The organism is Vulcanisaeta moutnovskia 768-28, assembly GCF_000190315.1.
GTDB lineage: Archaea > Thermoproteota > Thermoprotei > Thermoproteales > Thermocladiaceae > Vulcanisaeta > Vulcanisaeta moutnovskia.
In genome coordinates, this window is the sequence record NC_015151.1 from 1,536,678 (window position 1) to 1,559,652 (window position 22,975).

A 22,975-nucleotide genomic window follows, 5' to 3' on the forward strand; every position below is an offset into this window, starting at 1 on the left:
ATATATATACATTATGTATTCATTGCCGTGATATAAAGGTCTTAAGGGCAAAGCTTATAAAATATTTATAATAACCCTGCATGGATGATTCGGTCTAAGGAAGCGCTACTTAGTGCTTCAGGATGGAAGTGTGTATCGTGGTTACGCCTTTGGTGTTGACGCTAATGCCGTTGGCGAGGTAGTATTCACAACAGCCAATGTTGGCTATCCCGAATCACTCACAGACCCATCATATAAAGGCCAAATCCTTGTCTTCACAAGTCCACTAATCGGCAATTACGGAGTATCACCCGATCAGTGGGAGAGTGATTCAGTCCAGGTTAGTGGGGTTGTGGTTTTTGATGCTACGTCACCAAGCCACTACACATCAGTAATGAGCTTAGACGAGTGGTTGAGAAGGGAGGGCGTACCTGGCATCTTTAGGGTTGATACTAGGGCGTTAACCGTGAAGTTGAGGGAGGTTGGTGTTATGATGGGTGCAATCGCTAATAGTGTCAATGAGGCATTTAGATTATTGGCTAATGCTCCCCGTTATGATGAGGTAGATTTCACAAGGTTGGTCTCGCCAAAAAATATCATTAGTTATGGTAATGATGATAGGCCATGTATTGGGATTGTGGATTGTGGGGTTAAGATGAGTATTGTCAGAAATCTCCTAATTAGAGGGTTCAGGGTTGTTAGGTATCCATGCCACATGTGGAGTAAGGCCCTGAGTGATTGCGATGGTGTACTACTGAGTAATGGGCCAGGTAACCCGAACCTATTGACTTATCTAAGCGACGTCGTTGTTGATATTATTAGGGATAGAAAACCAACACTGGGCATATGCCTAGGGCATCAAATAATTGCGCTAGGTGCAGGTGCTAAGTTGTATAAGATGAAGTATGGGCATAGGGCCATAAACAAGCCAATCCTCGATTTAGCTAGGAATAGGGTCTATGTAACAACCCATAATCATGGCTATGCCGTGGATCCACAATCAATAAGGAATACAGGATTTAGGGTATGGGCTGTGCAACCTGATGATAATACCGTGGAAGGGCTAATTCACGAGAGGTTACCAATACTAACAACGCAATTCCACCCGGAGGCTAAGCCTGGGCCTCATGATACTACCTGGGTCTTTGATGAGTTCGCTAAAATGGTGATGGGTCATGGACATTAGGAAGGTCTTAGTCATTGGCAGTGGTCCCATTAAGGTTGCTGAGGCTGCTGAGTTCGACTATTCAGGTATACAGGCCCTTAAGGCCTATAGGGAGGAGGGACTTACGACAGTCCTTGTTAATCCCAACATAGCCACTGTACAAACAACTAGGATTTTCGCGGATAGGGTTTACCTGGCACCAATAAGACCTGAGTTCCTGGTTAAGATTATAGAGAGGGAGAGACCTGATGGCATTGCCTGCGGTTTCGGTGGACAAACAGCACTATCTGCATGCGTTAATCTAAATGAGATAGGCGTCTTTAAGAAGTACGGCGTTAAGGTACTGGGTACACCGATTGAGGGCATTAGGTCAGCCCTAAGTAGGGAGCTGTTTAAGGAGTTGATGAGTAGACACGGAATATCTGTACTACCATCAATAACCACGTACTCACCTAATGAGGCCTTAGATGCAGCCAATAAGTTGGGCTACCCAGTATTGGCTAGGGTCTCCTTTAACCTAGGTGGTGCGGGCGCCTTCGTTGCATACAACAGCAATGAATTGGCCAGTAAGTACCACAAGGCCCTGGCCCAGAGTGAGATAAAGGAGGTGCTTATTGAGAAATACATAGGTGGTTGGAAGGAGATCGAGTTTGAGGTCATGAGGGATAGCCATGGTAATTCCGTGGCCGTAGTTTGCATGGAGAACATAGATCCAATGGGCATACATACTGGGGATTCCGCGGTTGTTGCTCCCTGCCTAACGCTAACGAATGATGAGTACCAAAGGGCTAGGTTATTATCAATAGGCGTCGCTAACGCCATAAACCTCATTGGTGAGTGCAATGTGCAGGTTGCAATTAACCCAGCAGGACCCGAAATGTACGTTATAGAGACTAACCCGAGGATGAGTAGGTCAAGCGCCCTGGCCAGTAAGGCTTCTGGTTACCCATTGGCGTACATAGCAGCCAAGTTAACGCTTGGTTATAGACTTGACGAGTTAATTAATAAGGTCACCAATAGGACCGTGGCTGCCTTCGAACCGAGCCTAGACTATATAGTGGTTAAGATACCTAGGTGGGAGAGCGACAGGTTTGAGGTTGATGAGTCCCTAGGCCCCGAGATGATGAGTATTGGCGAGGTAATGGGGATTGGTAGGACGCTTGAGGAGGCGTGGCAGAAGGCCGTGAGAATGCTGGATATCGGCGAGCCGGGCCTGGTTGGTGGTCGTATATACAATGAGGCTAGTGTCGAGGAGGCCAGGGAGAATGTCATGAAGAGGAAGCCCTACTGGTTCCTGTACGCGGCTGTACTGCTCAGGGAGGAGGTTACTGTCGATGAGATTAGTAAGTGGACAGGCGTAGATAAGTTCTTCCTAAATGCCATAAAGAGGATTGTTGACTTTTACGAGGGTGCTAAAAGAGGCACGATACAATTAAGTGAGGATGTCCTTGAGGAGGCTTACGTACTCGGCTTTAGTGAGGAGCAACTTCGTAATGCCTTAGGCAAGGATGTGCAGGCCAAGCTGCCTGTCGTTAAGCAGATAGATACGCTGGCCGGTGAGTGGCCTGCCAGTACTAATTACCTGTATTTAACACATGGTGGTGAGTATGATGATAATACTGGGCCTAGTGTTGATGCATTGGTCGTGGGAGCTGGCGTGTTTAGGATTGGTGTTAGTGTTGAGTTTGATTGGGCAGTTGTTAACACAGTGCTTGCGTTGAGGAGGTTGGGGCTTAGGGTTGGCATTATTAATTATAACCCAGAGACTGTAAGCACTGATTGGGACTTCGCTAATAAATTATTCTTTGATGAATTAACACCAGAGACCCTGAGGAACATGTTGATTAAGGAGAAGCCTAAGCTAGTGGTTCTATGGGCTGGTGGACAAATAGGACAGAGACTTTATGGCAAGTCTAGGCTCTGGATCAATGACGAGGTTAAACTACTCGGCACATCACCTAGCGGTGTGGATCTCGCTGAGGATAGGGTCAAGTTCTCGAAATTACTTGATGAGTTAGGTCTTGATCAACCACCATGGACCTTCGCCAGCAGTCTTGAGGAGTTGATTAGCCTTGTCGAGAGGTGGCTTGACTACCCAGTCATTGTGAGGCCCAGCTACGTGCTTGGCGGCGCATACATGGGACTTGCCAGGGATAGGCAAGAATTAATAAGGTACATCAGTAAGGCGACTAGGATAAGCCCTGAGCACCCTGTCGTGGTTTCTAAGTATATTAATAACGGCGTTGAGGTGGAGGTTGATGGGGTTAGTGATAGTTCCTCAGTAATTGTGGTGCCTGTGGAGCATATAGAACCACCAGGAGTTCATTCTGGAGATAGCACCATGGTAATACCACCGAGGGGTTTTGATTATAGGCTCAGTGATTATTGGAGAAGAGGTATGGCCGAGGCGTCCTTCAGGATAGCTAAAGCGGTGGGAGTTAAGGGTCCATTCAACATTCAATTTATTGTTAGTGATAAGCTATACGTAATTGAGGCTAACGTTAGGGCTAGTAGGTCCATGCCCTTCACAAGTAAGGCTGTTGGAATTAATTTAATGGATCTATCGGTTAAGGCAGCATTAAATGGCTTAGGGATGGATAGGGAATACCTAGTACTTAGGCCGAAGCGTTGGTGGGTTAAGACAAGCCAATTCTCATGGAGCAGGGTTAGAGGTGCATACCCAAGACTCGGCCCTGTTATGTATAGTACGGGTGAGGTTGCCTCAAGCGGTCGCGTGTTTGAGGAGGCATTACTAAAGGCTTGGTTATCAACAATACCGTCCAAGGTGCCACGCAGTAACGCCCTGATATACACATACGATAAATACCTGGAGAACTTAATTGATGACGTTAAGCGTGAGCTTAATGGCTGGTTAAAGGTCATAGGTGAACCAAGTGAAAATGTGCTTAATGACTTAAAGAGTGGCCGTATGGACATAGTTATCACCGGTGGTGACACTAGGGAGTATGACTATGCTGTACGTAGGTTGGCAGCGGATACGGCCACACCAATAATCCTACACCCGAGCTTAGGACTTGAATTAGCCAGGTCGTTTAAGTGGTTATGGTCGGGTAATGACACCACGGTTGAAGAATTATGGGAGACTTACATTAATTCCTTATTTTAATAAATACGTACTTTCTGTCAGTTATCTTTCCGAGGAAGTTTAATCCTCGAGAACCCTTAGCACATTCTTAACCTTTAATTCATTATTAAGTAACCAATTGCTTATAGTCTCCACATCAGATAACCTTCTCATTGCCTCGTTCCTAACCTGGGCCGGGTTTGGAGACCCAATGTTACCCTTACCGCTAAGCACATCCAGAGGACTGAGCATTATGCTCCTTATATCGCCGCTCCTTATTGATCTCGCAACCTCATTATAGACATCCCTAAATGGTTTGTGACTACTTATTGATACTTTCTCGGCATACTCAGCGGTGGTTATTGGGTATTTAGAGATATCCTCATTGACCCTATCGTTATTGACACGTATGCCTTCAATGAAATCCCTAAGTATTGACAAACCCTCAATGGCTATCCTCATGATAGCCCAAACATGCCTAGTACTCTCCTGGAGATCCAATTGGTAACCAACCTCGACAGGCCTCTCTATTGAGTAAAAAGCCACTAGATGCCCCACGGCCTCACCAATCCTAGCCCTAAAAACCTCCAGAGTTGCTGGGTTGTGCTTGTGCGGCATAATACTGCTTGTGGCTAGGTGCGATGGATCAGCCATTACGTAGTTGAGTTGAGGCATTAACCACGCCTCAAGGTTATTGATGAACCTACCAACCTCCACCAGGTAGGACACGACTAAGGACATAGTCTGCAGCGCGAAGTACCTGGACCCGGTGGCATATATGCTATTATTGACAACACCGTTAAAACCCAACTCTCCGGTCTCTCTGACCCTATCGATGGGCGTTATAACGCCCGCTAATGGGCCTGTGCCTAGTGGCGATTTATCAACCACCTCGTATGCGTGTATCAACGTGCTTAGGAAATCGGCCGTCAACTCATCTAGTGCAAGTAAGTAGTGGCCCAACGTTGTGACCTGAGCCGGTTGTTTATGCGTTGAGCCTATTATTAATTGATCAGCGGTTTCAATAGCCTTATTAAGTAATGTCCTCCTAAGCTCGATCAAAGTCTTGACTAGGTCAAGTAAGTAATCTCTTAACCTAAGCCTAATTGCCGTAGCTACATGGTCATTCCTAGACCTGCCAAGCCCAACCCAACCACCAATGCTACCTAACCTCCTAATGAGCTCTGCCTCGACATACTCATGAACATCCTCATAGCTGGTTAGCCTGGTCGGTTCATAACCACCACGCCAAATATCCCTAAGGGCATTCCTAATCCTGCCGGCCTCATCGCTCCTTAATACGCCAACCCTCTCAAGTTCGTTTACGTGGACCATTAGCGTTATTATTACGTACCTAAAGATCTCCGCATCATCCATAACCGATGATGTATAACTTATCTTATCAACACTTCCAGGTCCCAATAACTCCCTACGATACACAGAAGCAATAATGCATTAAGATATTAATTTAAGGATTTATACTCCTTAGCATCTCCTCCATTTCTCTAATCAACGTCTCTATATCCCTCCTCGCAGACCCATCATCTTTGTAGGGACTAAGTACCCTCTCGGGATCAGGCCCATTATACTGGTATTGGTGAACCCATAAGGCCTTATCGGTAAGTAGATCAACCTTACCACCAATTACCATCGCCACATCCTTCAAATAGCTCGTCGGCATCACGACTATTACCCAATCAACCCTATCAACACGCTCCTTCATACCCCTAATCCTCACCGCATCAGCTAGGAAGTGGGAAGTCTCGCCTTTTAAGGCGGGGAGGTACTCTTTCAATGCTCAATACAAGGGCACCCATCATGAAAACATGGAGCAAAGGACTTACATGTTTTTTGCTTTTCTAGGTTTTGGAGTTGGGTTGGGGCGAGCCTAGCAGGCCATGAGCCCCAACCTCCCCGAAGCTGACGGCAGGGACTGAACAAGTGATGCCACGCCCGTGAGGAGCTCCAGAGAAGTGTCGAAAAGCCCCAGTGGACGCAGAACCCTCGCCATTCAGGGCGGGGAACCGCCAGCTTCCCACTAAACACCTTGCTCAACTCATCCCTTTTGTCAGTAGCTAAGGCAGCAACCAGGGCTTTCCAGGCCTGAAATACCTTACCAGCCGCATTCCTAGTCAAACCTTCCTTAAGGAACTTCTTGGCTATATCTAGCTCATTCCTCGCTTCTTCAATACGTATTCTCCTGTATTCCTTAAGATCATACCAAGGCTTCGGTAACTGCATAGTCCTAGGTTAAAAGCGGTACTGAAATTAAATCCTTAGTGAGAAACTTCCTTTCCCTATAATGACCTAAGCCTTAATTGCCATCTTCGGAAGAAACCTGCTTTTAAGCAAATATTATTCAGGTTTCACTCTATCTTCCTTAGGTTATTCACCACGGTGTTAACAATTCTATACGATTCCCTATATTCCAGGGTATCTATGTTGGAGCTTACGAATTCGCCCCTCGTCACCGTAACCTTAAGTTCCTAATACTGACGCGCTTATCCTTAACAACCCTAACACCGCCGGGCAAGCCCTCAGCACTTATATTCTCACCCTCCATAATCCCCGAAGTCAGCGATGCCCTGCCCTTACCTCTAATACTCAATTCTATGGATGAACCGCCACCAAGGTTTATCTTTATTATGCCCAGATTAATCGACCTTCCTTAGCCTTTAGAATACTCCTCAGTCTAATGAGCAGCACTCATCGGTTTATGAGAAATATCGATTAATTAATGTTATAAATAATTAAGTGAAAGCTTGAAAATAAAAATATAAATATTGATTTATTTATTATTTAAGCATATCATAATATTAATTGACTTATTACCTGCGTCTTACCCTATATGCAGTTAATGAATGTAGTGTGTGCATTCTTATGAAGCCCCTCGCCTCCTCCTCGCTTGGGTACCAACCACCCACGTAATCCACAAGATCTTCACTATAACTAGCGTATGGACTCTCCCTACCGAGTATTGTTAAGCCACCGAAAATCTTAACCTTAACTATACCACTAACCCACCTGTTCATGGTCCTAATAAGACCATCAAGCTCCTCACGCAGTGGTTCATGCCATAAGCCGCTATAGACCAGGTCAGTCCAGGTCTGATCAATCATCTTCTTAAACCTATACTCAAGTGGTGTATAGACAAGTTTCTCCAAGTCCCTATGAGCCTCAATAAGTGTTAATGCAGCCGGAGCCTCATAGACCTCCCTAGACTTAAAACCAACAACTCTATTCTCAATATGGTCAATTCTGCCAAAACCATGTGCGCCAACCACCTTATTAAGCAGCGATATTAAGCTTACCAGGTCAATTTTCTCGCCATTAACCGCCACGGGCAATCCCTCTCTAAACTCAATCTCAAGTATGAGAGAACCATTGACCTTCTCAGATGGTACTGTCCATTTAAAGGCATCTTCAGGAACTTCGATGTTAGGATCATCTATTTCATGACCCTCTATACTCCTTGACCACAGATTATCATCAATACTAAACCTACTATGTATGTTTGGTATTGGGATACCATGCCTCCTTGCATACTCAATCTCCTCGGCCCTATTCATACTCCAAATCTTCGCTGGCTCAATAATCATGAGATCGGGCGCTAAGGCCATTAATGCCTCGTTAAACCTGACCTGGTCATTGCCTTTAGACGTGGATCCATGCGCAATGGCATCACAGCCCTCCTTCCTGGCCACCTCAACGACCTTCTCAGCAATTAATGGCCTAGCCAATGCCGTACCCAATGGGTACTTATCCTCATAGAGAGCATTAGTCATTATCGCCATTGCCACAGGACCCTCGGCAAATTCCCTCTTAGCATCAATGGTGTAATGCTTAAGGGCACCTGCCTTATATGCTCTCTCCTCAATGTCCCTGAGATCATCATCCTGCCCAACATCCACCGTGACTGTTATAATCTCTGCATCAAACCTCTCCTTAAGCCAGTGAATTGCTACTGTTGTGTCGAGACCTCCTGAGTAGGCGAGTGCGATTTTACTGGGTTTCCTAAGTACCGGTTTAGGGAATTCACGACCACTCTAAACCCTATGTATTAATAAGCCTTACCCTCAATAACCTATATAATTATATAATTAACCAACCACCGCGATGGCGGGTTTCGAGAGATTCCTTAACTCCCTTGACACATCCTCAGGCCTTAACCCACTTATGTAGCTAATGAACTTCTCATAGTAATCAGCTGGTAAGCCATAGGTTGGTATTACCGAATAAAGCATTGCCACACCCTCTGGTGACTCGGCAGTGACCTTAATTCTACCAATCCTATTCTTAATGGCCATATTCAATTCCTCCTCAGAAATCACTTGATTACCTATTGTGCCAAGCATAACATCGATAGTCTCCTTAATGACCTCCCTACGCACACCAGCCATTGCAATAAGTACGCCCGAACTACCCAATGGCCAATACATGGAGTACGCGTAGTAAGCAAGGCCCCTCTTCACCCTAACTTCCCTGTAAAGTCTCGATATTAAGCCCATACCTCCGAGTATGGTATTCATCACTGTAACCCTAAAGGAGCCCTCTAGATTCGAAATGCCGTAGCTTGGGTAGGCAATGGTTATTGACGCCTGAACCTTACCCTCAAGCCTTACATCGACATTACCACTTCCAAACCTACTTATGGGCACCTTGGCATAGCCTGCATATGGCAGGTTAATATCTACCATATCCTCAGGGGCAACAACAGTCAATGACAAGACCTTCAAAGCGTCAACAGCCCTCTTAATATCATCCTTTGTTATACCATCAAAGCTATAATCATAGGCAATGGGATGCCTAGAGTATGGGTGGTCATTAAATAGCACCTTCAGAGCCTCGGCCACTGACCTGACCGAGGTGTCCTCCCTATTAATGCTTATACTTGTCCTCGCCTCCCTAATGGCATCACTTAACCTATCAATGACCGGGTTTAGGAACATGTCCTCTATCAGCTTCACCGCCTTATTAACGACGGAGAACCTAGCCTTAACCCTAAGCGTGAGCGCGTCAAACCCCTTCTCGAAGGAGAATGAAACACCAATTCTCTCCAACTCCCTGGCATAATTACTCATTCTCCATAGTGGTATTAAAACATTCGCAATGCCAGGATAAGCCTCCTGCAGTGAGCCTAGGTTCAACTTAATGTCAAGTACGGCCACGTCCTTTACAGGCGATCTAATGAATAATTTATTAGCCACCATAGACATCACCTGTAAAGGATTGAAATCGATCTATTTAATAAATTATTCACGAAATCTATATACTCGCTGGTGTCCGATTTCGTCGCGTCCTCAATCACGGATATTAACCTACCTGGATCACCCATGAATAATTGTGATAAGCCGTAAATCTGGGCTAACTTACTTGGTGAGTCCGTGGAGAAGACAAGCCTAGCCATTATCCTCTCCCTGGCAAAGCCCAGCTCATCCTCACTAGGTCTCTCCGCTATTAACTCCTCAACCCTCATAATTGCCCTATCCGGATCCTTGACGTTATATATTATTATTGAGTATAGGTTGTTCATGTAAGTAACCTCGTAATAGCTATAGACTGCATCGCCAAGGCCCTCCTCAACAAGCCTATAAAGCCTTGAGGATCTCGGAACCACCATGGGTTCCCTACTCGTTAAGCCATAGGTGAATGCCCTATCGCCGGAAATTATGAAGTCCGCTAAAATTGTCTTCCTTAAGCCATCAATGTCGTGCGCTCCAGGGACTTTAAACGCGATTAATAACCTGGGCGTCTCGCCACTCAATGCCTTTAACTCAACCCTAACCCTACCCTGTAATCCATCATCCCAGGGCTTAATAACTCCCGATTCACCACCAGGTTCTATACTGCCGAAGTACTTATTGGCTAACTCAACGGCCTTATCCTCACCTAATCCACCAACCACGACCAGCACGGCATTACCAGGGTTGTAATAACGCCTATAATACCTAAACAACTCATCCCTAGACACCCTGTTTAGGTCACTTCTCAATCCAGCGACTGCGTACCTATATGGGTGTACGTCCCAGGCAATCATCGATGCCCTATACACAAGCCTAAAGTCTGGGTCGTTCTCATTCATGTCAAATTCACTGAGTACAATCTTCCTCTCCAACTCGAATTCGCTTGGGTCAAACACCGCATTGGTCATCCTCTTACTCTCGATCTCAAAGCCCAACTCGGCATATTCCGCGGGTAGTACTTCGACGTAGACCGTATAGTCGTAGTTCGTAAATCCATTAAAGTAGCCGCCAACCCCCTCAACGAGTTCGTCCACGCTACCCCTTAACCCTTCGATCTTCCTGAAGAGCATGTGCTCCACTAGGTGTGAGCCTCCGAATATGCCGGGGTACTCGTTCTTGGCGCCTACGTTGTAGAAGACATAGATCGCGGCAACGTCAATAGGCATGTGGTGTACAATTACTGTTAATCCATTACTCAGCCTTGATAGACTCACCATCAAAGGGCAATAAGGTAAGTATCAATAAAAGTGTTGCGAGTAATGAATATCGAGCCAACAAAACAATGAAGCGTTAATAGGTTTACTTATTCACCCTTGATTCTTTATGAACCAGGGAAAGGCTTTTTACCATATAATAAATGGATGAGTTAGTGACGAGTTTAGAGCCCACTGAATATGTTTCCCTGCGTTAAATGATGAGAGGCTGAGAGCTGAGTTATGAATGGTCTTGCAATAATTGAATGAATACGGTTTGGTCGGGTTTGAATTTGGAGAAGTTAGGTGTTCCTGAGGAGGAAATGCTAATCAACTAGTTCTATCTCTATTTTTATGTTTTCGGGGACCCTCATCCTCATTAATTGCCTAATGGCCCTCTCGTCAGCATCCATATCTATTAATCGCTTGTAAATCCTCATTTCCCAATGATCAAACGTGTGGTATCCCTGACCACTCGGTGCTCTTCTCACAGTTACCAGGAGTCTCTTCCTGGGTAGTGGTATTGGTCCTGAAACCTTAACACCGAGCTTCTTGGCTATGCCGACTATTTCACTGGCTAGGTCATCAACCTGCTTACTGTCTGTTCCCCATATGCGTATTCGCGCCTTTCTCGGCATTAATCATCACACCTTAATTTCAATCTTCTTAGGCTTAATCTCGATTATCTGCCCAGCGGCTATTGTCCTACCCATATCCCTTAGGGCGAACCTACCAAGCCCTGGGAAGTCGCTGAACTTCTCAACAACCACATCCTTAAGTGGTTTTAGCCTAACGATAGCAACATCACCCTGCTTAATGAACTGCGGCTTCTGCTCCACGGTCTGACCAGTCCTTGGATCTAACTTAGCAATTAACTCAATTATTTGTGTCGGCACTGTTGCTGTGTGTACGTGAAGTACCGGTGTGTAGCCAGGGCCTATTGCCGTTGGGTGCCATAGAACAGCTAGTCTCGCCACAATCTCCTCAGCAACCGTTGGTGGGTTAGCTAGGTGACCCATTACGTCGCCCCTCTTCACATCATCCTTCTCAATGCCCCTAACGTTAATACCAACGTTGTCTCCCGGCTGAGCTTGCTCAAGCTTCATGTGGTGAGTCTCAATACTCCTAACATCGCCAACCTTGGCAGGTGGCATTACAACAATCCTATCGCCAACCTTCAGCACGCCAGTCTCAATCCTACCAACAACTACCGTACCAGCTCCAGTTATTGTGTATACGTCCTGTATTGGTAACCTGAATGGCTTATCAGTAGGCCTTGGTGGCGGTTGTAACGCATCCAGTGCCTCTATTAGGGTTGGTCCGTTGTACCAAGGCATGTTACTACTCTTCTCCTTTATATTATCACCCCTCAATGCACTGACTGGTATGAAGGGAACCTTTGAGGGATCGTAGCCTAGCAACTTCATGAACTTACCAATCTCGGCCTTGATCTGCTCATACCTCTTCTGGTCATAATTAACAACATCCATCTTGTTAACAGCCACAATTACCTGCCTAATACCCAACGTAGCGGCTAGGAATAGGTGCTCCCTGGTCTGGCCCTGTGGGCCAATACCTGTCTCGAACTCACCAGGTCTTGCTGATACAACGAGCATGGCAGCATCCGCCTGGCTTGCACCAACTATCATGTTCTTGACGAAGTCCCTGTGGCCTGGCAGGTCTATGATTGTTATGAAGTACTTGGGCGTCTCGAAACCTACGTGCATCGCCTCAATCGTGACACCCCTCTCCCTCTCCTCCCTAAGTCTATCGGTTACCCAGGCATAGACGAAGTCCTCCTTACCCATCTTCTTGGCTTGCTCCTCAAGCTCCTTGAATCCCTTCTCATCAACATAGCCAGTGGCTACCAGCAGGTGGCCTACCAGTGTTGATTTGCCGTGGTCCACATGCCCTATAACCGCTAGGTTAAGGTGTGGCTTCTGTAAAGCCGACTCCTTAGGCTTCAGTATTAGGCTCATACCTATCAAGACGGAGCTGTGAAATAAAAATTAATAAGTTTTTGGGTTTCGATCACCGACATGGACAAGGTCATCACGAGAGTCTCTGCCTTAGTTTTTCCACACTGTCTTGGACTATCCTCTGGGCCACTGGGTCTAATACCCTGGCCCCCATTGACCCTATTAAACCGCCTATGCTCCCGTCGAAGTACCAATTAACCTTTGTCTTACCTGGACTTGGCTCCTCAAGCCTAAAGCCGATCTCGAAGTCCATAGTACTCTGCATGCCAGTTCCCCTACCAATGACTTTGGCGCTCTCCGGCGGCCTCTTCTCGGCGAATTTGGCGGTTATATTTATCGTGCCCTTAATGGCCCCAACACCCATGCTAGCCTTAACCTTGAAATTGTCCGGGTCAATAACGTCAACGGACTCGACACCAGGTATTATCGAGGCTATGTTCCTCGGGTCAATGAGAAAGTTATAGACCACATCCCTAGGCTTATCAACCTCGAAGGAACCATCATAGTGAACCCTCGCCATACGAATTATTCAGTGCAGGCCCATTTATAAGTAATTCCAATGATTCTATATCAACAAGGCCATCATCGAGGCTATGCAGGACATGAGGAGTAGGGTCGGTGTTGCTATAAGCCCTGCTTTAAGGCCATACATTGATATTAATATTGATATTAAGTAAGTCATTAAACCACCCAATGAACTGGCCACGTGGTACGAGACACCAGCACCAACATGCTTAATATCGCCTCTAAATAGTGATACTAGGTATAGTGATTGCGGTGTGTATGCTATTGCGTCGGCCATACCGAAGAGTGCGAAGAGTAGTAATGGGTTTATCCTGAACATGAACGCATTTATTAGCGAGAAAATCACATAACTAAGCATCAACACCTTGGTAGGCTTCACCCTGGTCATGACGGCTGACATTATTAATGTGAGGATTAGTAGGGATATCGTGGACGTAATTATTAGGTCGGGAACCTCATGCGCATTGAAGTATATGAGAATTACGGAGGTGTATGCATAGAAGCTTGAACTCTCACCGAACTTAACCCCAATGGCCCTAATGACCTTCTTAACATCCTCAATACGGAAAGCGAACCTCCAATTAATGGGCCTGGCACCCTGAGCAAGCGTTAAGATTACGATCGCCGATAAAAGACTTAATAACGACCCCGTCAATAATGCCAATCGCCATTGAATAACCATAAGGCCCACTCACCGCCAAGAGCTAATCCCTGAGCTATCCTGAGCATTAATAATTCATACGTTGCATACCACGTCTTCTCGATCGTCGATATTAACATTGTTGAGATGCCCATGATGATTAGGGTTAGCGCCAGTGATGACTTGCTTGAGTACTTATCACCGATTAAGCCAAAGACGTAGGCTCCGATGGGTCTTGCAATGAATGCCACGAATATTGATGCAATAACATTATGGGCTAGGAAGTTGAACCAAGTTGATACCGTACCCACCGCACTAAACAACGCCACCACTAGATTTCTCATGCGTCTAATTCCATCTATGCATTTGGATTCTTGAATATTTATGGTTAAGCAATCACGGATTTATTATTAATAATAGGGCGGTCAATAATAAAATAACGTCTGTGGTTAGGCAATACATGCAATAGGCATTGTGGCTTACCTGTAGGTATATGCCGTAAACGCCAATTATTAGCCCAATGATTGATAGGGCCAGTGCAATCATTAATGCGTTCATTATTATTAAGAGTCCTGTTAGGAATAGGGCGATGACGGCCCCGACGGATAGCAATAACCTAGTCCTCCTCGGCACTATGAAATTAAACCTATCGCAATGAAATATGCCAGGTAAGCACGCATTCACGTATTTGACATTCTCATACGTATAATATATCATCAATCCTGAACCCGCCAGTGGCACTATGGCTAGTAACGGTGCCATTAATGAGCTAATGCATTAAGGCGTTAAAATTAATGAGAATTGGTGCAAAATATGCATTTTAATTTAGTTATAATATAGTGAATGCTCTAATCATGACCGAATTATGTAAAGTATGTGGGGTAGTTCCTGAAGTATTATTTCAAGTCCAGTCCTAACGCCGTCTGGTGAGCCGGGTAGTGCCACTATTAACTTGCCCCTGGTGACCCCAGCCGTAGCCCTCGTCATTATGACCCCGGTACCAATCTTCTGATAACTGACCTGCCTAAATAACTCACCGAATCCCTCAAGCTCCTTCTCAAAGAGTGGCCTAACGGCCTCTATTGTAACGTCACTCCTGGCGAGACCAGTACCACCGGTAAGCACTATCACGTCAACATCATCACGAAGGAGGAGGGAGTCAACGAGTGAACGTATCATGACAAGGTCATCCTTAATCAACTCACTACCAACAACCCTATGCCCAGCCTGCCTAAGCATGGACTCGGCGAGGTCCCCTGACTCATCCGTGTATGGCTGACCACTCACCTTAGCGTTGTATCGTGACGTAGACACAGTTATCACGAAGAAATTAGCCGTCTTAGGACCAGCCTCCCTATGCATTGTCCTTGGCACACTCATTAAGAAGAGTATTTTTGTATTGATATTTAAGGACTTCATTTAGTTTACGTATAATTATTCATTAACCGTGTAAAAACACTTATTTAACCTGGTTAGTTGATAGGCCCAATGTCTTCATGTGAATTCTTTAGGGCTTTAACTAGGATTAGTTCAGAGGGTGGTAAGATCGTCACTGTTAAAATTATTGTTAATGATAATGTACTATCTGATATAATCGTTAATGGAAAGCCCCTACTCGGTATTGCAACTAGTGGGGAAGTTTTGGAGTTAGCTAATAGGGCATTAACTGAGGATAGGGTGATTGAGACAACAATAGGTAATGCCAGGATTGTTCTAGAGCCTATAGAACCAAGACCAACCATCATTGTCGTGGGTTCAGGACTAATAGCCAAGGCCTTGGTTGATGTCAGTAATTCCATCGGTTACTACGTGGCTGTGGTAGGTAATAATGACGTGAATAAGGACCTATTTAGTAATGCTTATTTCGTGAGTAATGACCTTAGGGACCTCGAGAAGCTCATTGACGAGGATTCCATAGTAATAATTGCGAATGAAGGTGGTAAGCCCTATGACTCAGAGGCACTTTACATAGCCCTTAAGCATAATGCCAAGTTTGTTGGTGTGCTCGCGAGTCAGAGGAGGGCTGCGGTGATTATTGCCGACATGGTTAGGAGGGGGTTGAACCTCGATTATGTGTTGGAGAAGCTTCATTCACCTGTTGGGCTTGACATTGGTGCTAAGACTGCTGGTGAGATAGCCCTTAGTATACTCGCTGAGGTAATGATGTTCATGAGAAGCGCAAGCGGTAAACCAATGCATGAAATTAAGGATCCGAGGAAGTTCATTAAGGATGCCCTAGAAGGTAGATTGCAGGAACAATCGTGTTCCTGGAGACCTACTGAATTTAAGATATGAAAAATCCATTACACAGCCTTCAATTCCTTCAGTTTCTGAATAGCTAATTTAACGGCCTCAATAATATTCTGGTAGCCAGTGCACCTGCACAAATTCCCTGACAGACCCCTCCTAATATCCTCCTCCGTTGGATTTGGATTCTCGCTTAATAACCAATAGGTCTCCATTACGAAGCCCGGTGTACAATAACCACACTGTAGTGCATGCTTCTCCCAAAAAGCCTCCTGTATTGGGTGTAACTTACCATCCTTAGTCAGGCCCTCAAGCGTCAGTATTTCAGCACCATCAGCCTGAACGGCAAGTACTTGGCAGGACTTAACACTAATGCCATTCATTATAACCGTGCATGCACCACAATGCCCAGTATCGCAACCAACATGCACGCTCGTAAGCCCAAGGTCCTCCCTCAGGAAGTGGACAAGCAATTTTCTAGGCTCTACATCCCTCTCATACCAAACACCATTAACCTTAACCCTAATCCTAACCCTCTCCTCAGGTCCAACCTTAAGTGTTGTTGCCATGCCCATCACCTCGACAGGGCATTCTTAATCGCCCTCCTAGTAATTACCTTAACCATCGCCCTCTTATACTCGGCTGAACCCCTAATGTCACTTATTGGACTCGACTCCTTCATAGCCCTCTCAGCAGCTTCTTCAATAACATCATCCGTTAATTTACGCCCAATCAAGGCCTTCTCAGTCTCACGAGCCCTAAACGGCCTAGGGCCTGCAGCCGTAATGCCAATGCTTGCGTCCTCTACGTAACCCTCAGAACTAAGTCTAAGCGTTACTGCGACGCCTACCACTGCGAAATCACCTGCCTTACGCTCAAGCTTCACGTACGACGACTTAATATTACCACTAAGCCTCGGTATCACTATTTCACTAATCACCTCGCCTTTACCCAATGCGGTGGTGAATGGACCTGTTATGAAGTCCTCAACAGGAACCTCCCTAGTCCCTGATGAGCCGAGTATCTTTACGGATGCCCTAAGCGCAATTAAAGTTGCCGGCCAATCAGCCGCTGGGTCTGCGTGGGCTAAGGAACCAGCCATTGTGCCGAGATTCCTGATCTGTGGGTCGCCAATCTGCACCGCCGTTTCAAGCAGTGCTGGGTATATCTTCCAAAGATCCCTATTAACCTCTACTTGGTGATGCCTAGCCAATGCGCCAATCCGTATTTTATCGCTCTCAATGCTTATATACGATAGGTTAGATACCCTGTTAATATCCACTAAATACGAAGGTCTAATTAACCTGAACTTGAGCATGGGCATGAGACTCTGCCCTCCAGCAAGTATTTTCGCATTTTCGTCAGTCTCAAGGACCTTTACGGCCTCATCCAATGATGCGACCCTTATATAACCGAATTTTGGAGGATACACGAGAGCGTGATTACGGCAATACTAATTAAGCATTACTTTGGCATTCAGTTAAAGTACAAGGAGGATATTGCTTAAAGCAATGATTATTAAGCTGCATTAATGCCATACGTCGGTGCACGTATTAAGAGGATTGAGGATCCTAAGTTCATCACGGGTAGCGCTAGGTATGTTGATGATATGGTGGTTCCAGGGACACTCTACATGGCGATATTGAGGAGCACCGTCCCCCATGCAAGGCTGTTGAGGATTGATTATGAAGATGCATCAAGAATTCCGGGCGTTGTTGGTGTTATAACGGGGTTGAATATTAAGGTTGAGAATAGGCCGAGGAACTTCCCGATGGCTAAGGATGAGATCCTATATGTTGGTCAACCAATAGCTGCGGTGATTGCTGAGGATAGGTATAAGGCCTATGATGCCCTCGATTACATCCAGGTTGATTATGAGCCATTACCCACCGTTATTGATCCTGAGAAGGCACTAACCGATGATGTTAAGGCTGTCGAGGGAGAAAACAATCTCGGTTATAGGAAGACCTACAGAGCCGGTAATCCCGAGGTTGAGTTTTCAAGGAGCGATGTGGTGATAGAGACCAAGCTTGAAATTGGCAGGGTTTACCCAGCGGCGATGGAGCCCAGGGGATTATTGGCTGTGTATCAGGAGGGTAGGTTAACAGTTTATGCATCAACACAGGCGCCGCATTATATGCGTAAGTTCCTCCTTAATGCGTTCAGGGATCATGTTAGCGATATAAGGGTTATACAGGCAGACACAGGTGGTGCCTTTGGCTCAAAGATGTTCCCATACCCTGAGGACTACATAGTTGCCTATGCAAGCATTATTTATAGAAGGCCCGTTAAGTGGGTCGCCACTAGGCGTGAGGACTTACTAAGCACGTACCATAGCAGGGCCCAGATACATAGGATTAAGGCTGGGTTCACAAGGAGAGGTGAGTGGAGGGCATTAATTGATGAATTAATAATAGACCTGGGCGCTGCGACTCATGGTTATTACTTAGCTGATATAACATCCACGTTAATAAGTGGGCCTTACAAGGTTAGGGATATCCTGGTTGAGGTTTATGGCGTTAGGACGAATAAGACCCCACTCGATCAGTATAGGGGTGCAGGTAGGCCTGAGGCTGCCTTTGTGTATGAGCGGATAATGGATATGGCAGCTGATGAACTTAAAATGGACCCAATAGAGATTAGGAGGAGGAATTTAGTGACGGAGTTACCGTACACAAATCCCTTCGGTCATAAGTATGATAGTGGTAATTACCTACATCTACTTAGTATTGCTGAGGGTTATTACAGGGATTTTGAGAGGAGGGTTGAGGAGTTGAGGAAACAAGGTAGGAGAGTTGGTGTTGGCTTATCATTTTACATAGAACAGAACAACTTTGGGCCGTGGGAATCGGCCTCCATTAGAGTTAAGTCTGATGGCAAGATCCTCGTTATAATAGGCGCGGCACCTCATGGACAGGGCGATGCAACAGCAATAGCTCAGATAGTCGCTGATGAACTCGGCATTGACATGAACCAGGTGGAGGTTTCGTGGGGTGACACTGAGTTGATTGGCGAGGGCTTTGGCACGTTTGGTAGTAGGACGCTTACTTTGGCTGGTAATGCCGCGTTGCTTGCCGTGAGGAAGCTTAAGGATAGGTTAAGGAGGGTTGGTGCAGCATTGATGGGCATTAATTATGAGGATGTAATCTACGAAAGCGGCTATGTCAAGGATACCAAGACTGGGAAATCCCTTAGCATTAGAGATATAGCTAATGCGTTGACGGCGAGTGTTGGTGGTACGTGGTCTTACGGAGTTGAACCATCGTTAGAGGACTCGGCATACTTCGGTTTAAGTAATTATACGTATCCATACGGCTCGCACATAGCCCTTGTTGAAGTTACTGAGGAAGGTTTGGTTAAGGTTCTTGATTATGTGGCTATTGATGATATTGGTTTTGTGATTAATCCAATGCTTGCCGAGGGTCAGGTAATTGGTGGGGTTGTTCAGGGCTTTGGTGAGGTCGCTCTCGAGGAGGTTAAGTATGATAATGATGGTAACCCACTAACGCAAACCTTTAGTGAGTACTGGATACCAAGCATAATGGAGTCCTTCAATGCCAAGTGGCATTACCTTGAGGAGGGAAAATCCAATGCACCATTACCCACTAAGGGCATTGCTGAGGGACCGTTAATCGGAGTATTACCAGCATTAACGAGGGCTGTGGAGAATGCCGTGGGCAGGAGAATCACGAAAATACCCATTGATCCATCATTATTGATTAAGTAATCCACAGTCTAGTTTTTAAGTAGTTAACAATGTATTTAATTCAGGGGGCGGATGATGGCGAGCCACCAAGGCGGCTACTCGCCTGACACCCCCTGGTTCTATTTTATCGACCTTCTTCTGCAGTCTCCACATAAATGGCGGGCCTACCTGGCAATGAATTTCTAGCCCTATTGCCAGGGTCGTAGGTTGGGCTTATGGCGTCTTGCATAATGACCTCAGCGCCAATCCTGGACTTAATGTAGTTGCTCAATTCCTTAAAGACCCTTAGTTCCATTTCTCTACTAACTATTTTCCTAGGTATTGTTCCATCAACGACCTTAGAAACAAGGTTAGCTACCCTATCAGCCATACGTCTATACTCAGGCTTATTGACGATTGCCCTTATCGTCTCGCCCATCGTCTTACCCTCATTAATGAGCTTAATAGCCTCATCAACAATTTTGTAATACTCACTTGATGGCCCTACGTAAAGATGCACGGCTTTAGGCGTTATTTTAGTAACCCTGAGTATCTCCTGGATATCCTCTATAGTCCTCTCAACCAGGTCTAAGGCTATGTCCAGTTCATCATTTATCAATTCCTCATTATACTCAGGCCAGGGTTCCAGGGATACGAATGTTTCATTACCCATTCTATGCCAAAGCTCCTCAGCAATATGAGGCATCACTGGCTGTAACAACTTAACCCAGCGCTCAAGGACGTACCACAAGGCCCATCTAACCTCGTCCTTACTGACATTAATAACGCCCGTAATTTCCAGGTACTTCTCAACGGACGAGAGTAGGTCAAAGAATGCCTTAAGAGTGTAACCCCTAATGTTCTCATTATCCATGTCAATCGTTGAGTCACGAATCGCCTTATTCACCTTAGAAATTAGCCACTGCGTGATCAATGATGAATTCTTAACATTGACATTACTTAACGATCTTCCCTCCTTAATAATATCATTCGTGAGATCCCAGAACCTAGAGAACCTACTCGCGACGCTGGTCACGTCATCCTCCCTCCAATCAAGTGTTGAATCAAGGTCTGTGGCTGAGGCTAGGTAAAGCCTCGCAAGGTCACTGCTGTACTTCCTTGGTATATAGGGTAACGGAAGTACGTTACCTAATGACCTACTCATCTTCATGCCTTCCCTAATCACGTACTCATTAAAGGTTATTGACCTTGGCCAATACTTCTCTGGGAATATGGCAACATGATGAAACACGAAGAAGCTCAGGTGACTACTTATTAAATCAGGACCACTATGTCTCTCATCCACTGGGTACCAGTAATCAAACTCATTTCTCATGTCCTCAATTAACTCCTTACTAACATCAAACACCTCTGCAACACGACCTGGATCGCCCTCACCTAGGAATATGTAATTAAAGAAGGTCATTATTGCGTTTAGGGCCTCCTTATCATTACCCTTACTGCTTATGACCCTTTTAGCAAATTCCCCAAGCTTTTTGTCAAGACCACTTGACCTTATTTTATGGGCAATTGTGTAGTAAGCCATGTATATTGTTGAGTCACTTAGGGACTCTATTATCCAGTCGGGATCCCAGGGCAGTCTCGTACCGAGCCCCCTCTTCCTCGCGCACGGTCTCATGGATAACCAATTAAATACGTCCTCAAAGTTCTTCCTGTACTTCTCGGGTATTATCCTCATGGAGTTAAGGCACTTAAACGCTTTCGCCTTCCACTCTGGGTTTCCATAATTAAGGAACCACTGATCCTTAATCACGGCCGCAATGACTGGGTTACCACTCCTCGTATATACATTCCTAGGCTCTAACTCATACATCCTACCCCACGCCCCCTGCTCGCTCAGTGCCTTTATCGTCCTCTCCCTAGCCTCATTAACACTAAGCCCAGGGAATAATGTGTTCTCCTTCATAACACCATTGTAAAACTCCTCCCTATACACAATCCTCGTTGCCTCATCAAGTCTCTCCCTATCGCTCTGACCCTTAACACCGAGCTTCTCAACCACGTCCTTGGCGGGGTACTTACCATAATTGGGCAGTTTAATGATGCTTATGGGCTCTATTGACTCTACGATTTCCTTAATGCCGTACTCACTCAATGTCTTCTCATCCTTCTTAAGGTCCATTAGGGCTACATAGTCGTAGGGCGCGTGGGCGGGTACACTATAGACAACCCCCGTGCCTGTGTTCTCATCAACAAAGTTTGCAGGTAATACTGGAACCTTTCTATTAATGAGCGGCGTAATTACGTATTTACCTATCAACTCCTCACCACGTATTGAACCGACCAACTTAACATCATAACCCTGATAACTTAATTTCCATGCCGCTGGCTTTGAAATTATCCACCTCTCACCATTAACCTCAGCAATCACATACCCAACACTTGGATGAATCCACACGTTTGTGATCCCATAAATTGTTTCGGGCCTTAGCGTAGCCGCGACTAGGTACTCATTGGAATTCTCCAGTCTAAACTTCACGAGGTTGAACTCGAGTATGTCTATGGTCATTTCGTCACCGCCCTTAATGTCATGCTCACCCACCGCCTGGTTCTCGTCAGGTGAGTAGAGCACTACGTGGCTTCCCTGTGTTATGTAACCAGTCTCCCTTAACCTGTAGTACTGCCAAATAATGAATGCGTTATAGTCTGGATCACCAGTCGTGAATTGCCTCCTGAAGTCCATTGAGTATCCCATGGACATGAAGTCCCTAATGTAGACTGAGGCGAAGAATTGGGCTATGTTCCAGGGATTAGTGAATGTGCCTAGTACTTCCTTAACCTTACTTGGGTCATCAATGTATAAACTCACGTACCAGGAATACAGCCTTATATCATCCGGGTCACCCTTCATTATTCTGTCAGCCACTGACTGTATTGGTGTCCCGGTTATGTGCCATGCAATTGGGAATAATACATTGAAGCCCCTGGCTCTCTTATACCTGGCTATTATGTCGCCTATCGTGTATGTTCTACTGTGACCAATGTGCGGTGAACCTGATACGTATGGGTATGGCACCGTTATGAAGTACTTGGGTTTACCTGGCTTTGGATCAGCATTGAACATTCCTTTATCATACCACTCCCTCTGCCATTTTCGCTCAATTTCCCTAATCTCCCTCAAAAAATCGCTATACAGCTCTTCAACCTTTGATTTAAACGATTCCATTTCACTTCCTGAGAAAATCCATCGTTTTTAATAATTACTACCCATAT

The 22,975-nt window shown here is 45.6% G+C and carries 21 protein-coding genes; 4 read left to right on the forward strand and 17 right to left on the reverse strand.

The genetic code is table 11. The features are described from left to right. Positions 1-112: 112 nt before the first annotated feature. Both carA and carB read left to right on the forward strand, forming a co-directional pair. Positions 113-1,165, forward strand: a complete 1,053-nt coding sequence (gene carA, locus VMUT_RS07960; RefSeq protein ID WP_083805492.1) for a glutamine-hydrolyzing carbamoyl-phosphate synthase small subunit — start codon at positions 113-115, stop codon at positions 1,163-1,165. Continuing rightward, a complete protein-coding gene (gene carB / locus VMUT_RS07965; RefSeq protein WP_013604909.1) occupies positions 1,155-4,271 on the forward strand; it encodes a carbamoyl-phosphate synthase (glutamine-hydrolyzing) large subunit in 3,117 nt (1,038 codons plus the stop codon). The genes carA and carB overlap by 11 nt, the downstream gene beginning before the upstream one ends. A gap of 39 nt (positions 4,272-4,310) precedes the next feature. On the opposite strand, the gene VMUT_RS07970 is transcribed toward carB, so the two are convergent. The 14 genes from VMUT_RS07970 to VMUT_RS08030 form a co-directional block, all read right to left on the reverse strand. Continuing rightward, positions 4,311-5,669, reverse strand: a complete 1,359-nt coding sequence (locus VMUT_RS07970; RefSeq protein ID WP_013604910.1) for a lyase family protein — start codon at positions 5,667-5,669, stop codon at positions 4,311-4,313. Between the two features lie 28 nt (positions 5,670-5,697). Next, positions 5,698-5,967 (reverse strand): PaREP1 domain containing protein, encoded by a 270-nt coding sequence (locus VMUT_RS07975; protein WP_013604911.1) that lies wholly within the window; start codon positions 5,965-5,967, stop codon positions 5,698-5,700. Between the two features lie 53 nt (positions 5,968-6,020). Next, complete coding sequence (locus tag VMUT_RS12305) at positions 6,021-6,470, reverse strand: PaREP1 family protein (RefSeq protein WP_013604912.1); 450 nt, start codon at positions 6,468-6,470, stop codon at positions 6,021-6,023. A gap of 226 nt (positions 6,471-6,696) precedes the next feature. Next, complete coding sequence (locus VMUT_RS12845; protein ID WP_158304804.1) at positions 6,697-6,837, reverse strand: hypothetical protein; 141 nt, start codon at positions 6,835-6,837, stop codon at positions 6,697-6,699. Positions 6,838-7,057: 220 nt separating this feature from the next. Next, positions 7,058-8,230 carry an argininosuccinate synthase gene (locus tag VMUT_RS07985; RefSeq protein ID WP_048056957.1) on the reverse strand — a complete coding sequence of 391 codons (1,173 nt, stop codon included), beginning with the start codon at positions 8,228-8,230 and terminating at the stop codon, positions 7,058-7,060. A 99-nt stretch (positions 8,231-8,329) separates the two neighbouring features. Continuing rightward, the gene (locus VMUT_RS07990; RefSeq protein WP_048056958.1) at positions 8,330-9,445 is read right to left on the reverse strand and encodes a M16 family metallopeptidase; all 1,116 of its coding nucleotides are present in this window, start codon (positions 9,443-9,445) and stop codon (positions 8,330-8,332) included. Next, the gene (locus VMUT_RS07995) at positions 9,445-10,689 is read right to left on the reverse strand and encodes a M16 family metallopeptidase (RefSeq protein ID WP_013604915.1); all 1,245 of its coding nucleotides are present in this window, start codon (positions 10,687-10,689) and stop codon (positions 9,445-9,447) included. Before VMUT_RS07995 ends, VMUT_RS07990 begins: the two co-directional genes overlap by 1 nt. A gap of 302 nt (positions 10,690-10,991) precedes the next feature. Further along, positions 10,992-11,303, reverse strand: coding sequence for a 30S ribosomal protein S10 (gene rpsJ, locus VMUT_RS08000; protein WP_013604916.1), 312 nt, complete (start codon positions 11,301-11,303; stop codon positions 10,992-10,994). A 6-nt stretch (positions 11,304-11,309) separates the two neighbouring features. Next, positions 11,310-12,644 carry a translation elongation factor EF-1 subunit alpha gene (tuf, locus tag VMUT_RS08005; protein WP_013604917.1) on the reverse strand — a complete coding sequence of 445 codons (1,335 nt, stop codon included), beginning with the start codon at positions 12,642-12,644 and terminating at the stop codon, positions 11,310-11,312. 73 nt (positions 12,645-12,717) lie between these two features. Continuing rightward, entirely contained in the window at positions 12,718-13,164 is a 447-nt protein-coding gene (locus VMUT_RS08010; RefSeq protein WP_013604918.1) for an SRPBCC family protein, read from the reverse strand. Between the two features lie 45 nt (positions 13,165-13,209). Next, positions 13,210-13,851: an MFS transporter gene (locus VMUT_RS08015; RefSeq protein WP_148224709.1), complete on the reverse strand. Its 642-nt coding sequence runs from the start codon at positions 13,849-13,851 to the stop codon at positions 13,210-13,212. Then, positions 13,821-14,153, reverse strand: coding sequence for an MFS transporter (locus tag VMUT_RS08020; protein ID WP_013604920.1), 333 nt, complete (start codon positions 14,151-14,153; stop codon positions 13,821-13,823). Before VMUT_RS08020 ends, VMUT_RS08015 begins: the two co-directional genes overlap by 31 nt. Before the next feature lie 52 nt (positions 14,154-14,205). Continuing rightward, positions 14,206-14,571 carry a hypothetical protein gene (locus VMUT_RS08025; protein ID WP_013604921.1) on the reverse strand — a complete coding sequence of 122 codons (366 nt, stop codon included), beginning with the start codon at positions 14,569-14,571 and terminating at the stop codon, positions 14,206-14,208. Positions 14,572-14,661: 90 nt separating this feature from the next. Further along, complete coding sequence (locus tag VMUT_RS08030) at positions 14,662-15,189, reverse strand: MogA/MoaB family molybdenum cofactor biosynthesis protein (protein ID WP_048056961.1); 528 nt, start codon at positions 15,187-15,189, stop codon at positions 14,662-14,664. 108 nt (positions 15,190-15,297) lie between these two features. Here VMUT_RS08030 and VMUT_RS08035 point away from each other — a divergent pair, with 108 nt between their 5' ends. Continuing rightward, complete coding sequence (locus VMUT_RS08035; RefSeq protein ID WP_048056962.1) at positions 15,298-16,104, forward strand: XdhC family protein; 807 nt, start codon at positions 15,298-15,300, stop codon at positions 16,102-16,104. 8 nt (positions 16,105-16,112) lie between these two features. Here VMUT_RS08035 and cutC read toward each other — a convergent pair whose 3' ends face one another. After that, positions 16,113-16,631 carry a glyceraldehyde dehydrogenase subunit gamma gene (gene cutC, locus VMUT_RS08040; RefSeq protein WP_013604924.1) on the reverse strand — a complete coding sequence of 173 codons (519 nt, stop codon included), beginning with the start codon at positions 16,629-16,631 and terminating at the stop codon, positions 16,113-16,115. Continuing rightward, positions 16,631-17,488 carry a glyceraldehyde dehydrogenase subunit beta gene (gene cutB, locus VMUT_RS08045; protein WP_048056963.1) on the reverse strand — a complete coding sequence of 286 codons (858 nt, stop codon included), beginning with the start codon at positions 17,486-17,488 and terminating at the stop codon, positions 16,631-16,633. Before cutB ends, cutC begins: the two co-directional genes overlap by 1 nt. A gap of 99 nt (positions 17,489-17,587) precedes the next feature. Here cutB and cutA point away from each other — a divergent pair, with 99 nt between their 5' ends. After that, complete coding sequence (cutA, locus tag VMUT_RS08050; RefSeq protein WP_013604926.1) at positions 17,588-19,783, forward strand: glyceraldehyde dehydrogenase subunit alpha; 2,196 nt, start codon at positions 17,588-17,590, stop codon at positions 19,781-19,783. A 103-nt stretch (positions 19,784-19,886) separates the two neighbouring features. On the opposite strand, the gene leuS is transcribed toward cutA, so the two are convergent. Further along, positions 19,887-22,928, reverse strand: coding sequence for a leucine--tRNA ligase (leuS, locus tag VMUT_RS08055; protein ID WP_048056964.1), 3,042 nt, complete (start codon positions 22,926-22,928; stop codon positions 19,887-19,889). Positions 22,929-22,975: the final 47 nt, after the last annotated feature.